Origin of the sequence: Erythrobacter rubeus, from assembly GCF_014705715.1 — a bacterium.
Taxonomy (GTDB): domain Bacteria; phylum Pseudomonadota; class Alphaproteobacteria; order Sphingomonadales; family Sphingomonadaceae; genus Erythrobacter; species Erythrobacter rubeus.
In genome coordinates, this window is record NZ_JACXLC010000001.1 from 1822321 (window position 1) to 1837035 (window position 14715).

14 protein-coding genes are annotated in these 14715 nt (G+C 61.6%); 7 read left to right on the forward strand and 7 right to left on the reverse strand.

The features are described from left to right. The first annotated feature begins 7 nt into the window (after positions 1-7). On the forward strand, positions 8-562 hold the full coding sequence (locus IB285_RS09030) for a type 1 glutamine amidotransferase domain-containing protein (RefSeq protein WP_190787859.1): 555 nt from the start codon (positions 8-10) through the stop codon (positions 560-562). A gap of 191 nt (positions 563-753) precedes the next feature. Beyond that, entirely contained in the window at positions 754-3390 is a 2637-nt protein-coding gene (locus IB285_RS09035; RefSeq protein ID WP_190787860.1) for a M14 family metallopeptidase, read from the forward strand. A 3-nt stretch (positions 3391-3393) separates the two neighbouring features. Here the strand turns inward: IB285_RS09035 and IB285_RS09040 are convergent, their stop codons facing one another. Genes IB285_RS09040 through IB285_RS09050 form a run of 3 tightly spaced genes read right to left on the reverse strand, consistent with a single transcriptional unit; the run spans position 3394 to position 5860 of the window. Further along, on the reverse strand, positions 3394-3729 hold the full coding sequence (locus tag IB285_RS09040) for a 2Fe-2S iron-sulfur cluster-binding protein (protein WP_190787861.1): 336 nt from the start codon (positions 3727-3729) through the stop codon (positions 3394-3396). Further along, positions 3726-4799, reverse strand: a complete 1074-nt coding sequence (locus IB285_RS09045) for a cysteine desulfurase family protein (protein WP_190787862.1) — start codon at positions 4797-4799, stop codon at positions 3726-3728. Before IB285_RS09045 ends, IB285_RS09040 begins: the two co-directional genes overlap by 4 nt. Beyond that, complete coding sequence (locus IB285_RS09050; protein ID WP_190789058.1) at positions 4796-5860, reverse strand: cysteine desulfurase family protein; 1065 nt, start codon at positions 5858-5860, stop codon at positions 4796-4798. The genes IB285_RS09045 and IB285_RS09050 overlap by 4 nt, the downstream gene beginning before the upstream one ends. Before the next feature lie 108 nt (positions 5861-5968). Between IB285_RS09050 and IB285_RS09055 the strand changes: the two genes are divergently transcribed. Together IB285_RS09055 and IB285_RS09060 are read left to right on the forward strand one after the other, a co-directional pair. Then, the gene (locus IB285_RS09055; protein WP_190787863.1) at positions 5969-6625 is read left to right on the forward strand and encodes an alpha/beta hydrolase; all 657 of its coding nucleotides are present in this window, start codon (positions 5969-5971) and stop codon (positions 6623-6625) included. Positions 6626-6893: 268 nt separating this feature from the next. Next, positions 6894-7577: an energy transducer TonB gene (locus IB285_RS09060; RefSeq protein ID WP_190787864.1), complete on the forward strand. Its 684-nt coding sequence runs from the start codon at positions 6894-6896 to the stop codon at positions 7575-7577. 22 nt (positions 7578-7599) lie between these two features. Here IB285_RS09060 and IB285_RS09065 read toward each other — a convergent pair whose 3' ends face one another. Continuing rightward, positions 7600-7806, reverse strand: coding sequence for a hypothetical protein (locus IB285_RS09065; protein ID WP_190787865.1), 207 nt, complete (start codon positions 7804-7806; stop codon positions 7600-7602). A 115-nt stretch (positions 7807-7921) separates the two neighbouring features. On the opposite strand from IB285_RS09065, the gene IB285_RS09070 reads away from it, so the two are divergent. From IB285_RS09070 to IB285_RS09080, 3 genes are read left to right on the forward strand one after another with little or no spacing between them, the layout of a single operon-like run. Beyond that, positions 7922-8287: a DUF3597 domain-containing protein gene (locus tag IB285_RS09070; protein WP_190787866.1), complete on the forward strand. Its 366-nt coding sequence runs from the start codon at positions 7922-7924 to the stop codon at positions 8285-8287. 37 nt (positions 8288-8324) lie between these two features. Next, positions 8325-10205 carry a DUF885 domain-containing protein gene (locus IB285_RS09075; protein ID WP_190787867.1) on the forward strand — a complete coding sequence of 627 codons (1881 nt, stop codon included), beginning with the start codon at positions 8325-8327 and terminating at the stop codon, positions 10203-10205. Positions 10206-10242: 37 nt separating this feature from the next. Further along, entirely contained in the window at positions 10243-11865 is a 1623-nt protein-coding gene (locus tag IB285_RS09080; protein WP_190787868.1) for an FAD-dependent oxidoreductase, read from the forward strand. 56 nt (positions 11866-11921) lie between these two features. On the opposite strand, the gene IB285_RS09085 is transcribed toward IB285_RS09080, so the two are convergent. The 3 genes from IB285_RS09085 to IB285_RS09095 form a co-directional block, all read right to left on the reverse strand. Then, positions 11922-12440 (reverse strand): DUF937 domain-containing protein, encoded by a 519-nt coding sequence (locus tag IB285_RS09085; protein ID WP_190787869.1) that lies wholly within the window; start codon positions 12438-12440, stop codon positions 11922-11924. A gap of 34 nt (positions 12441-12474) precedes the next feature. After that, positions 12475-12795: a hypothetical protein gene (locus IB285_RS09090; RefSeq protein WP_190787870.1), complete on the reverse strand. Its 321-nt coding sequence runs from the start codon at positions 12793-12795 to the stop codon at positions 12475-12477. 132 nt (positions 12796-12927) lie between these two features. Beyond that, positions 12928-14544, reverse strand: coding sequence for a phosphoenolpyruvate carboxykinase (locus IB285_RS09095; RefSeq protein WP_190787871.1), 1617 nt, complete (start codon positions 14542-14544; stop codon positions 12928-12930). Between the last annotated feature and the right edge of the window lie 171 nt (positions 14545-14715).

The following is a 14715-nucleotide window of genomic DNA, read 5'->3' on the forward strand; positions in this document are numbered from 1 at the left end:
TAAAACTATGACACGCATCCTGATCATCGCGACCGACGGGTTTGAACAATCGGAACTGATGGAACCCAAATCGCTGCTCGAAGATGCCGGCGCAGACATCACTGTCGCCAGCCTCGATGATGGCGAGATCATGGGTTGGAAGGACGGCAATTGGGGCGACAGTGTGAAAGTCGACCTGACCGTCGAAGAGGTATCCGAAGGCGATTATGACGCGCTGTTGCTGCCGGGCGGACAGATCAATCCGGACGTCCTGCGGATGGACGAGACGGTCATCGACCTCATCAAACAGTTCGACGGCGCGAACAAGCCGATTGCTGCCATCTGCCACGCACCATGGCTGCTCGCCGAAGCGGACATTATCGACGGCAAGACGGTGACCGGTTGGCCCTCGATCCGCACCGATCTCGAAAATGCAGGCGGCGACATCGTCGACAAGACCGTCGCACTGGATGGCAACCTCATCACCAGCCGCAACCCAAGCGATATTCCCGCGTTCACCTCGACGCTGATAAGCGCCCTGCAGATGAATGACGACATGGCGCGAATTCCGGAAAACGCCTGATACAACAAAGTTATTCTTGTCGGTCGGATGATCGGCAACAAGCTCGGGGCCCCGCTGCGCTTCATTGCGCGGCGGGGTTTTCGTACGGGCGGGCCAGTTGACGGAGAGCCTCGATCCCCATGACCGCTTGACCGCGCGATCACCTTGCCGGAGAGAACGGCTGTCGATCTGGCGATATTCGGGGAATTGCGATGCGGTCACTCTACTTACGAGCTTGTCTTTCGGTTCTGTGTGCAATCGCGCTGTTCCCGGCCCAGGCATCCGCGCGGTCCTTTCTCGACGCAGAATTCGATCCCGCCATTCCCACACTTTCGCAAATCGTGGAGCACGAACCGGGTGCGCGCATCACGTCTCCTGACGAAGCGCTGACCTATCTGCGCGCGCTCGCAGATGCTGCGCCGGACCGGATGCGCGTGGTGCAATATGCGACCAGCTGGGAGGGCCGAAAACTCGTCTATGTCGTCCTGACCGCGCCCGAGAACATGGCGCGGATCGATGCCATCCAGGCTGACCTCGCCACGATCTCGGCAGGGCGCGCGAGCAATGGGAGCGCGCTGCCGGTGACCTGGCTGACATATGGCGTCCACGGCAATGAAGTATCCTCCACCGATGCCGCCTTGATGACAGCGTATCACCTGCTCGCCGCACGGGGAGACGCGCGCGCAGAGCAGATCATGCGCGAAAGCGTCGTCATCATAGACCCCATGCAGAACCCCGACGGGCGGGCGCGCTTCGTCAATCACTTTCGCGCGGCTGTCGGGATCGAACCTGCCGCCGACCGTCAGGCCGCGGAGCATGATGAGGAATGGCCATCGGGCCGCGTCAATCATTACATGTTCGATCTCAATCGCGACTGGTTCACGCTGAGCCAGCCGGAAACACGCGGCAAGGTCGCCGCCATTCGCGAGTGGAACCCGGTGGTGGTGGTCGATCTGCACGAGATGAGCGGCGACGACACCTATTTCTTCAGCCCGGCAGCGCAGCCGCTCAACCCCAACATCACCGCCGCACAGCTGCGCGCATACGAAATGATCGGTCGCAACAACGCCATGTGGTTCGACCAGATGGGAGAGCCCTATTTCACGCGGGAAGTCTATGACCTGTTCTATCCCGGCTACGGCGACACCTGGAACACGCATCACGGCGCGATCGGCAGCACATACGAGCAGGGATCGCCGCGCGGCCTTGTGTTCGAGAGGCGCGACGGCACGGTGCTCACCTATGCCGACGCCGTGCGGAACCACTTCATTGCGAGTTTTTCGACAGCCGAAGCGGTTGCCGACAATGCCGACCGATTGCTGAGCGATTACGCTGCATACCGCTCCGCCAATGCCAATGGCGCTGCGGGACGGAGCACGTATTTCATCGACCTCGTACAGCGCCGCTGGAACGCCGAAACCCTGGGGCGCAGACTGGCCGCTCAGGGGATCACCGTGTTCCGGCAAGGCGGCGCCGCGAGCGCATGTGGACGCTCCTATCCGCAAGGGTTCCTGGCGGTGCCGCAAGCGCAGCCTGCCGCGCGGCTGGTGCGCAGCCTGCTCGACCGGGACACTCCCCTGCCCGAAGATTTTGTACGCCAGCAGGAACAGCGCCGGGCGCGCGACCTGCGCCATGAGCTTTACGATGTGACTGCATGGTCCGCCGGGCTGATGTCGGGCGTCAATGTCGATCTGTGCGGCACCTCCGCCTCCGGCGAGGCGCTGACTGCGGATGCACCGATCCTGCCGTTGGCCGAAGGGTCAGGCGATTTCGCGACGGCAGTGCCGTGGACCGACAGCGGGCAGGCGCGGCTGGTCACGCTCGCGCTGCGCGCTGGGCTGGAGGCGCGCGTCACCGACGAAGCCTTTACGAAGGATGGCCGCGCATTCCCGCGTGGCACGGTCATCTTCCCGGCGGCCTCGAATGGCGCCGATGGCATGGCCCAGCTTTCGCAGCTGGCGCGCGAGGTGGGCGCGCAGACCGTTGCAATGCAGGATAGCTGGGTCGAGACCGGCCCCAATCTCGGCAGCGAGGCGTACGTGCGCCTTACCTTGCCGAAAGTCGCGATCGCGTGGGATGACGGGATCAATCAGCTGAGCGCAGGCGCGGCGCGCTATGTTCTCGAACAGCGCCTTGGCCTGCCGGTCGTCCCGATCCGCACCGACCGTTTTGCAGGCGCCGATCTTTCGGAATACGACGTGGTGCTCATCCCGGACGGATCACCGGCGAGCGAGCTTCGCGAAGGGGGACTCGATAAGCTTGCTGCATTCGTGGAACGCGGCGGTGTTCTGATCGCGATCGAAGGCAGCGTTGAGGCATTCTCGACAGGCGAAGACCCGCTGCTCGCCGTCAAACGCGAGGCCGCAATCGGCCTTGAGCCTGGGGAATCCGACGAGAGCGAGGACGCAGAGGGTCCAGCGCTTGCCGAGGGCAGCGAACTGACCTCGGCGGAAGACTACCGATCGGCCATACAGGATCAGTCGGCGCTGCCCGATACGCTACCCGGCGCGCTGCTCAACACCGTGGCCGATCGCGATCACTTCCTCTCGGCAGGGTATGATGACGGCGCGGTGGTGAACGCGCAGGGATCGCAGATCTTCACTCCGCTGGACCGGTCGAAAGGCACCAACGTGCTGCGCTTTGCGGATGCCGACAGCCTGATCGCCAGCGGCTATGTCTGGGATGAGAACCGGCGGCAGCTTGCCTTCAAGCCTTACCTGATGGCGCAGCGATCCGGCGCGGGGATGACCATCGCCTTCGCGCACGATCCAACCTTGCGCGCTTATCTCGACGGGCTCGATCTGCTGCTCGCCAATGCTGTCATCGTCGCGCCGTCGCGGGTGCGCTGACGCCTACATCTTACGCGCGTCGGCGCTTTCCGATGGCACGCTGACGACAAGTCCGTCGAGCTCACCCGTCAGGTCGATCTGGCAGGAGAGGCGGCTCGTGCGGCGCGCGCCGGCGGCGAAATCGAGCATGTCCTCTTCTTCCTCGCTCGCCTCTTGGAGCCGGTCGAACCAGTCGACGGCGATGATCACATGGCAGGTCGAACACGCCATCTGGCCCTCGCAGGTACCTTCAAGCGGCAAGCCGGCAGCCTGGCCGACGCGCAGCAGGTTATCGCCTTCTTCGCCTTTGGCCTGAACGCTGTCGCCGTTTGGGTCGATGAAAGTCACGGATACGCTCACAAGCCCTGTTCCTTTGCGGCCGCGTTGATCGCTTCGGCCGCCTTCTCAAGATCGGCCATCTTCGTGTAGCGCCCGAAGCCCAGACGGATGGAAGACTTCGCCTGCGCTTTCGAAAGACCGATCGCTTCGAGCACATGGCTCGTGCGGCCCGATCCGCTGGCGCATGCGCTTCCAGCGGAGAACATGACATTGCGGCATTCGCTCATCAGGCGGTTCACATCGAGGCCGTCACGGCGGATGTTGAGATTGCCGTGCCAGCGCGCGTCCTCGCTGCCGTTGAGCGTCCAGTCGGCGAACAGTTCCCGTGCGCGGTTCCACAAATCCTCGGTATGCGCGGCGTCTTCGCTGCGCACCTCCTTCGCCAGATGCGCCGCCGCGCCCATCCCGGCGATGAGTGCGGGGGAAAGCGTTCCCGAACGCACGCCTTCCTGCAGACCGCCGTTCACCTGCGGATCGAGCTCGATCCCGTCGCGCACCCACAGCGCGCCGACGCCCTTGGGCCCATGAAACTTGTGCGCCGAAATCGCGATCATGTCCGCGCCGGTGATTTCCATTTTGCCGTAGGCCTGAACGGCGTCGATCAGGAACAGCGCATTGCTTTCCTTCGCCTTGCGGTGCCAGTCGATCGTGGGCTGGATCGTACCGATCTCGTTATTGACCTGCATCACCGCGATCAGCCGCACATCGTTCGGGACATCCTGCGCGGTGTTGCACTGTCCCTCTTTCGAGACGTTGAGAATATGCGCGCGGCCCGTTGCTTTGGCCGTGTCGAGCACGGCGGCGTGCTCGATTGCCGAGACCGACACGCTGCCGTCCTTCCCGCTTCCCCGGATCGCGAGGTTTAGCGCTTCGGTCGCGCCGCCGGTGAAGATGACCTTGCCGCCTGCCGGAAACAGCGCCGCCACACGGTCACGCGCCAGTTCGATAGCCGCCGCCGCCTGCCGGCCCATCCGGTGCGGCGAATGCGGATTGCCGAAGCCTATGCCATCCGGCCCATCGAGCCAGCGCAGCATCGCATCGCGTGCCTCCGGCGCGAGCGGGGTGGTGGCCTGGTAATCGAGATAGATCAATATTCCGCCATTTCGATCCAACGCTCCGTAAGCCGGTCAATATCTGCGCCCTTGGAATTCCATCCAACACTTATGCGAATAACATTGGAAGCGATATTGGGGTCTAGGCCCATCGCCTCTAGCACGTGGCTTGTCTTCATTGTTCCAGACGAACAGGCACTTCCTTGAGAAACTGCAATTCCATCCAGGTCGAGCCGCATCACTTGCGCGCTCCCCGATAATTGCGGAGTGGCAACGGCCTGAATGTAAGTGGTCGGACAGCTCAAATGATCCGAAAGCCATGTGCAGGGCCCGGAAAAACCGCGAACGAACGCGCCAAATTCCTTTAGCTTCTTTGAAACGAGGCCGCTGACATAAGGTTGACTAGCTGCCTCGAGCGCAGCAGCCATTCCGAGCGCGCCCGGGAGATTCTCCGTACCGCGCCTGTAACCGCGCTCATGCCCGCCGCTCGGTTCGAGCATCGCGTAGTCCTTCACCAGCAGTGCGCCGATACCGATCGGTCCGCCGAATTTATGCGCCGATATTATCGCCATGTCACAATCAGGCAAAGACTTCTTGCCAGCACTCTGTGCACAATCAACGAGCAAGCATCCACCTGCATCGCGAACGATTTTTGAGATCGCTGCCAAATCCTGCATGTTCCCCGTTTCGGAGTTGATGTGCTGCACAGCGACCATTGCGCGCGCCGGTCGCACGGCTTCGCTAAGAACGTTGAGATTGAGCGCCCCATTGGAATGGACCGGTAAGCGCTCGGCGTCTGGCGCAGCCTTCAGGATAGCATCGTGTTCGACTGCGCTGACCAACCTTGCGCCCGCCTTCGCCGATCTAAGCGCAAGGTCAGCCGCCTCGCTCGCCCCGCTTGTAAAGATAAGTTCGCCGTCCCAGCCCAGCGCGCGTTTGATCCGCTCGCGCGCATCCTCGAGCGCGGCCCTGGCCTTGCGCCCTTCGGCATGGGGCGAAGACGGGTTTGCCCAGATGCGAAAACCCTCCTCCATCGCGGCGCGCGCTTCCGGCCGCAAAGGCGATGTTGCAGCGTGATCGAGATAGGTCCGTTCAGGGATAGGACGCGCCCACAAAAAATTGCGAATTTCTCATCCGACCCTATATAGAGCCCGCTTTCGCGCACGCCACCCGGCGCGCGATCACTAAATTCAGCGCAAGGTCCATTCATGCCATCAGTCATCTTCCCCGGCCCCGAAGGCCGTCTTGAAGGTCGTTTCTCCCCTCCTCCGCGCCCGCGCGCGCCCGTCGCGATGATCCTGCATCCGCATCCGGAAGGCGGCGGCACGATGAACGACCGGATCGTTCAGCGGCTTTACAAGACGTTCGCGGACCGGGGCTTTGCGGTGCTGCGCTTCAACTTTCGCGGTGTGGGCCGCAGCCAGGGAAGCTTCGACAACGGCATCGGTGAATTGTCCGACGCGGCGAGCGCGCTCGACTGGGTGCAGTCGATCCATCCGGAGGCGCAGACGACCTGGGTTGCCGGGTACTCCTTCGGCGCTTTGATCGGCATGCAATTGCTCATGCGCCGGCCGGAAGTGCGCGGCTTCATCTCTGTCGCACCGCCTGCGAACATGTACGATTTCAGCTTCCTCGCGCCGTGCCCGGCCAGCGGTATTTTCGTGCAGGGTGCAGCCGACACGGTGGTCCAGCCAGCAGCCGTGCAGAAGCTCGTCGACAAGCTGCGCACGCAAAAGCACATCACGATCCATCACGACGAGATCCCGCGCGCGAACCATTTCTTCGAGAACGAAATGGATGACATGATGCTGTCGGTCGACAACTACCTCGACTTCCGCCTGTCACCGGACTGCCCGATCAAGTAGCTTTCGTTCGGCCTCCAAAGCCGAACCGCTTCGACGACATCGCAGTTTCCACATCACGGTCGTTCGCGACTGCAAGCGCTATTGCACGCCCACAGCAACGCGGCCAAAGGTCATGTGCGCGAACATAAAAGGTACTGAAAAGAAACGCGAAAGTTCTTGCTCTGCATAGGTTACGTTGTAACATTGCTGATGAGAGGTGCCGGTTTCGACGATCCACCTCCCCCTCGGTTCCGGCGCCGCTCGCATAAAGTGAGAGAGGAACTTCAATATGAGCTATGCGCAAACCGCCAATCGAGCGAACCCGCTGGCGATGATAGGCGCGCTAGGTGTGCCTGCCGGGGTCGGAGCCGTGCTGGTCGTCGGACTCGCGGTCAAAGCGGTCATCCCGGAAATCGTGGAAAATCCCGACACATATGACGTCACGGTGATCGAGCCTGAGATCGATCCACCCGTGACCCCGGACGAACCGCAAACCGAGCAGACACGCGAGGTCACGCCGACTTACGAAACGAGGGTCGAAACACCGTTCGATTTCGAATACGATCCCGTTCCAACCAAGCCGATCGATAGCTTGCCCGAAATCGGTGCCGACACTTTTGGCCCGGTCGAGGTCGGCGGTCCCATCGGTCAGGCAACGCCGAGCCCCGCCCTCCCGGATCCGATCAAGGCGTCTCCGCGCGGCAATCCGGGCCGATGGGTGACGGACAGCGATTATCGCAGCCGCTGGGTGCGCGAAGAAATGTCTGGCGTCGCCAGTTTTGCGCTCACAATCGACCGGAAGGGCAAGGTCAGCGATTGCACGATTACCAAGTCGAGCGGACATGCTCCGCTGGATGAGGCGACGTGCAAGCTGATCCAGCGTAGGGCCCAGTTCGAGCCTGCAAAGGATAGCTACGGCAACCCGATTGCCGGCACTTATCGCAACTCGATCAATTGGAAATTGCCGAATTGATGCGAACGGGGCTGGCGGGATGTTATCCGCCGGCCTCCTCCGCCCGCTGGATCGGCGACGTGCCATCGGAAGTCGGCACCGTCCAGATCAGCACATTTGCGATCGCGATGACGGCCAGCAGCACCATCAGCGCGGGCTGCTTCACCTCGCCGGTGCGCCGCCAGTAAACAAAGGCGCCCGCCAGCAGGGCGAACGCTGCCAGCATCACGATGGAAAGAACAATATCCATGAACGATTAGCCTTCTGGGACGTTGGTTGGGTGAAGTGTCCGCCGATTGTGCCACGCAAGCGTGGGCGCTACACCTGCAAGTTCATAAGAGGCAAGATCACAAGAGGAGGAATGCATGGGTATTTTCAGTTCGATCAAGAACGCGATCTTCGGCGACGACGAGAAGGAAGAGATCAAGGCCGATCCCAAACCGACGGCCACATCTGGACCTAAGGAGCGCGCACCGATCAGCCAGGAAGAGGTCGAGAAACGCATCGCCAACATTCCCGGCGCCGAAGACCTCAATTGGCGCACTTCGATCGTCGATCTGATGAAACTCGTGAAAATCGATCCGAGCTACGAAAACCGCAAGGAACTTGCTCAGGAAATGGGCAATACCGGCTATTCGGGCTCAGCCGAGGACAACATCAAGTTGCACCGCGACGTCATGGACGAGATCGCCAAGGCTGGGGGCGTCGTACCTGGCGAACTCAAGAACTGATTTGACAGCTTTCGGGCGCGCGGTAACACCGTCCGCCATGAGAGAGACAAACAAGAATATCACGCGCCGCCAGGCCCTACGTTCGACCGCAATGGGGCTTGGCGGCGTTTCCGCATTGGCGCTGATGCCGGGATGCGCCGGAGCAGCCTATCAGGCGGGCAATGCCGCGGCGGCCTCTACCGATGCGAACGCGAACGCCAACGCGATGCTCGACAGGATCGCCTACGCGATGCTGGAACACGAGCCGACGCGTGCGACGACTTTGGGCGTCGATACGGGCAGCTATGCGCATCTGCGCGGCAAGCTGGAAGACCAGTCGCCCGAAGGCCAGGATGCCTACGCCAGCACCCTGCGTGAAAGCCTCGCGACCCTGCGGGCCTATCCGCGCGAGGGTCTGGACACAGAGACATTGACGAATATCGAAGTCGTAGAAAGCGCGTACGAACTCGCGCTCGATGGGTTCGCGCTACCCTATGGCGATACGCCTGTCGGCAATTGGCGCACCGCGCCCTATGTCGTCATCCAGAATGTCGGCGCGTATATCGGCCTGCCGCGTTTCATGCAGTCGGACCAGCCACTGCGCAGTGCAACCGATGCCGATTTCTACATCGAGCGTATGGAGGCTGTTCCCGAGGCTCTCGGCGGTGAGCTGGAGCGCATCCGGAATGCGCGGGCGATGGGGCTGGTGCCGCCCGATTTCCTGATCGACAAGGCGATCGGCCAGATGGAGCTTTCGCTCGCAAGCGCAGGCAAAGGCGAATTGTTCACCGATCACCTGCGCGGGGCGCTTGCGGAGATGGGCACGGACGAAACGCGCGCCGATCAAGCGCTGGCAATTGAGAGCGGTGCGATCGCAGCAGCGCTAGAGGCGCAGCTTGAAGAATTGAAGCAGCAGCGCGGAGTGGCGACGTCCGATCCGGGCATGGCCGCCCGCCCGAGCGGAGAGGAGTTCTACGCCTGGGCCCTGCGTTCGAGCACCACCACGCGCCTGACGCCCGACGAGATTCACCGGCAGGGTCTCGATGAGCTTGAACAATTGCACGCGCGCATGGACCCGATCCTGCGAGAGATCGGCTACACCAGTGGCTCTGTCGGCGAGCGCATGCAGACGCTTGCCGCAGATCCGCGCTACAAGTTCTCGGAAGGGGACAAGGGCCGCGAGGAAATCTTCGCCTTCATCAACGAACAGGTCGACTGGATCAGAGCGCAGATGCCGCGCGCATTCACCGAGCTGGTCGATCCCAATCTCGAAGTCACCCGTATCCCGATTGCAGAGGAAGCGGGCGCACCGGGTGCCTATGGCGGTGCGGGAAGCAAGGACGGGACGATCCCGGGCCGTTTCTGGATCAACCTGCGCACGACAGACCTGCACCGGAAATACGACCTCGCCGACCTGACCTATCACGAGACCATTCCGGGTCACGTGTGGGAGGGCGAGTATTCCAACCGCCTGCCGCTCATCCGCTCGATCCTCGCCTTCAATCCGTTCAGCGAAGGCTGGGCCTTGTACGGGGAGCAGATCGCCGACGAACTCGGCGCGTACGACGATTTCAAGGTGGGGCGGCTTGGATATCTTCAATCGCTCGCCTTCCGCGCTTGCCGCATGGTCGTCGACACCGGTTTGCATTCGAAAGGCTGGAGCCGCGAGCAGGCCCGGCAATTCTTTGTCGAACGCAATGGCTCCAAATACGAAGAGGTCGCAAGCGAAGTCGATCGGTATTGCAGCTGGCCCGGACAGGCGACCGGATACAAGCTGGGCCACAGCGAAATCGTGCGGCAACGCGAGCGAGCGCAGGCCGAATTGGGCAGCGACTACGATTTCAGAGCATTCAACACCGCCGTCATCCTTGGCGGCAACGCACCGCTCGATGTCGTCGACAAAACTGTGTCGCGCTATATTGCAGCCGCGCGGACCTGACCCCATCTAGTTTTCGCAAGCAATTCAGGAGGCTCGCATGGAACAACTCGGTGAAGATCTCGAAACCATGCGGCGCGTTCCGCTGGCCGATGACCATGTCCAAGCGATCTGCGAAATCGGCGAGGAAAAGACCTATCCCAAGGGGCACTGGTTCGCGCGCAGCGGCGAGCCCATGGACACTTTCGTCTACGTACTCGAAGGCGAGATAGAGGTCGTCGATCCCTATACGAAAGAGCGCCTGTTCGATGCTGCTTTGGGTCCGACGCAGTTTATGGGCGAGATCGGTTTCATGAACCGCGGGACGTGGTTCCTGCCTATGCGCGCGGCCAAGGAAACCCGCGTGATCGAGGCACCGCGCACGGCGATGCTCGACCTTATGAGCCGCATCCCCGAGCTTTCCGATCATATCATCACGGTTTTCGCGGCGCGGCGCAGGCGGCAATTCGAGCTCAAGAATTCGTCCGTGAAAGTGATCGGCGCCGATCGCGATCCGGCCGTTCAGGCGGTGGAGCGTTTCCTTTCGCGCAATCGCATCCCGTTCCGAAGCTACGACATGGATGCCTCCGACAGCGAAACCGCGCAGGTTTGCGATTTGACCGGGCATGAGCCGTCGGTCGTGCTCGATTCCGACCAAAAGCTCGAAGATCCGACACCGCGCAAGGTTGCGCAGTTTCTCGGGCTCGATCTCGACATCTGTTCGCAGCGCGAATTCGACCTGCTCATCGTCGGCGGCGGGCCTGCCGGGGTTGCAGCGGCAGTCTATGCCGGTTCCGAGGGGCTCGACGCGCTGGTGATCGAGGATACTGCGGTCGGCGGCCAGGCGGGCACGTCCAGCCGCATCGAAAACTATATGGGTTTCCCGACCGGCATCAGCGGCACCGACCTCACCTATCGCGGACAGATACAGGCGCTGAAATTCGGGACGCGATTTGTCATGCCTCGCCGTGTGGTCGGGCTGGCCAAGCGCGACGATGGGAGCTTCTGTGCGGAGCTGGACGATGGCGATGAACTCTGCGCCGGCGCCATCCTCGTCAGCACCGGCGTGCAGTATAACCGCCTGCCTCTCGAAAATCTCGAACGGCTCGAAGGTGCAGGTGTTTTCTATTCCGCGACGGAGATGGAAGCGCGGTTCTGCGGCGGCACGGAAGCGGTGGTCATTGGCGGCGGCAACTCGGCCGGCCAGGCTGCGATGTTCCTTTCACGCACCGCGGCCCACGTTCACCTCGTCGTGCGCTCCGGAAGCCTTGCCGCGTCAATGTCCAGCTACCTTAGCCAGCGGCTCGATGCAGATCCGAAGATCACGATCCACTACCATACCGAAGTGAGCGCGCTCCACGGCGACGATTGGCTCGAAGCTGTGACTTTCAAGACAAAGGAAGGAGAACGCCGCGTCGACACAAAAGCGCTGTTCATCATGATTGGTGCCGCGCCCAATACCGAATGGCTTTCCGGCCTCGTCGAGACCGACGAGAAGGGATATGTCCTGACCGGATCGGAGGTTGGCCGCGAGACGCCTTTCGAAACGGGGACCGATGGCATCTTCGCGGTCGGCGACGTGCGTTCCGGGTCGATCAAACGGGTGGCCAGCGCCGTTGGCGAAGGGTCCGTGGTGGTCAGCCGAATCTGGAGCTACCTCGACGATCGCGAGCGCCTAAGCTGATCGCTCGGCAAGTGGCGTGGTTTTGAAACAGGGACGCGGCCGCGCCCCTGCTTCCTCTACCGTTTCATCATCCCGCCGACGATTGATCCGAGGATACCGCCAAGGGGGTTTTGCGATGGCGCAGCGCCGCCGGTGCCCGCACCGGTGGCCTGTTTCGCCATATAGCCCGCTACGGCCATTGCCAGGATCGGCAGCATTTTCTTCAGCAACCCTTCGTCGAGACCCGTCATCGCGGCGACCTCGCTCGCGACCGATCGGCTCACATCCTTGCTGCCGAAGATATTGCCGAGAATGTCGTTCCCCGCTGCCGTCGGCGTCGGGCTGTTGCCGAGCACCGCATCGAGCAGCCCGCCAGCGGATGCTCCGCTACCGCCCAGGATCGCACCGGCAAGACCGCCGAGCCCGCCCAGAGGGTCGGGCGTCGTCGCTCCGCCCGTGGCGCTACGCCCCATCCCGGCAACGATTGCCGGGAGAAGCGCGCCGGCTGCCGTCTTTGCGGTGCCCTCGTCGATACCGAGTTCGCTCGCCATCGACGTGATAGCGCCAGATTGTTGCAGCATTTGAGCAAGGCTCATTGCGTGTCTCCTGATTGTGCTTTCCGTTGCGCGCTCATTTCTTGCCAAACAGGCCCGATGCCATGTCGGCGATGTCGTTCAGCGGATTGCCGTCGTGATCCTGATCGAGCAATTGCATGAAGCCCGTCAGCGATCCTTCGCCGCCGACATGCTCCATCACCTGCGAGAGGACACCGGTGTCGAGACCGCTCTTGGCCGAAGCAACCTCCAGTGTGTCACCCTCGGCCTGGTGGCCTTCGGTAAGCGCGGCGATCGCTTTTTCCGCGGTCGCCTGATCGATGCCGAGTTTCTCAGCCATGTTCTTCACGGTCGGGTGGTTGTGGGCTGCACCCAGGATTTGATCGAAAAGGCTCATTGTTCAGCTCTCCTGTCTTTGGTTATCCCCGTTGTTAAACAGACGTTTCAGCACAGCATTCGTGCCAAAAAAAGCCCCGCCCCGCGCCACTGCGCTGAGCGAGGCTTTTCCTCTCCAACTCTTGAAAGATGATCAGGCCGCGACGGGCGCCTCTGGCGCCGCCTGACGAACACCTTCGTCCACATGCGGCGCAAACTCGGCGAAATTGTCGATGAACAATTGCACCAGCTTGTGCGCGGTCCGATCATATTCGGACTTGTCATCCCAGGTGCTGCGCGGGTCGAGGATCGTCTGATCGATGCCTTGCTCCGCCAGAACAGGGACATGCACAGGCACTTCGAAGCCGAAATTGCCATCCTTGCGGTATTCGACATTGTCGAGATCGCCGTCGAGCGCAGCGTTCAGCAGCGCGCGGGTCGCCTTGATCGGCATGCGGTTTCCGGTGCCGCATTTGCCTCCGGTCCAGCCCGTGTTGAGCAGCCAGCACTGAACCTGCCCCTTGGCAATGCGCTCTTTCAGCAGATTGCCGTAGACGCTCGGGTGCCGCGGCATGAACGGCGCGCCGAAGCAGGTGCTGAAGGTCGCTTCAGGTTCGGTCACGCCGATCTCGGTGCCGGCGACCTTAGCCGTGTAGCCGGACAGGAAGTGATACATCGCCTGATCGGGCGTGAGCCGCGCAATTGGAGGCAGCACTCCAAATGCGTCTGCGGTGAGCATTACGACGTTGCTCGGCACAGGGCCGAGATTGTCTTTGCTCGTGTTCGGGATGTAGTCGATCGGATAGGCCCCGCGCGTGTTTTCAGCGAGCGAGTTGTCGTCGAAATCAAGCTCGCGCGTCTGCGGGTCCATGACTACGTTTTCGAGCACCGTGCCAAAGCGGCGAGTGGTGGCGTAGATTTCCGGCTCTGCCTCTTCGGACAGGCGGATCATCTTGGCATAGCAGCCGCCTTCAAAATTGAAGACGGCGGTATCCGACCATCCGTGCTCGTCATCGCCGATGAGCGTGCGCGAAGCATCAGCAGACAGCGTGGTCTTGCCCGTGCCCGACAGGCCGAAGAACACAGCGGTCTTGCCGTCTTCGCTGATATTGGCCGAGCAATGCATCGGCATCACACCCTTGGTCGGCAGCAGGTAATTGAGGATGCCGAAAACGCTTTTCTTCATCTCGCCGGCATATTTGGTCCCGCCGATCAGAATCAGCTTTTCAGTGAGATTCACCGCGATCACGGTTTCGCTGTTGGTACCGTGGCGCGCAGGATCAGCCTCGAAACTCGGCAGGTCGATAATGGTGTATTCGGGCGCGAAATCACTGAGCTGGTCGGCAGTCGGACGCACCAACAGCGTGCGGATGAACAGGTTGTGCCAGGCGAGCTCGTTGATCACCCGCACATTGACGCGGTGTTCGGGCTGCGAACCGCCAAACAGGTCGGCAACGTAAAGCGTTTCCTTGTCCGCAACCGCCGCCATGAAGTCCGCTTTAAGATTGGCGAAGTGCTCCGGCGTCATCGCTGCGTTGACCTTGCCCCACCACACCGTGTCTTCGGTCGTTTCGTCGCGCACGATGAACTTGTCCTTGGCGCTGCGGCCTGTCTTCGCTCCGGTCTGAACCACCAGAGCGCCATGCTTCGACAGGGCGCCCTCTTCGGCTGCAAGCGATGCCTCGACCAGAGCGGGCGTGCCGAGGTTGGGGTGTATTTCCGCGCGGGTTTCTATCCCCTGACTGGTCAGCGATTGGGCAAGAGGCGTCAACGTAAGTTCTCCATCAAAGGACTGGCTTTTTTCACACGGAAGCAGGCACTTCCCACCGGTTCAAGCACTGGTGCAAACGGCGGAATGAATAGCCTGCAGAAAGGGCAGAAATATGCCCTTAGAATCCGTCTAATCCCATTTTCATCTCGCATATCTCTCCGCTCCGCGCAC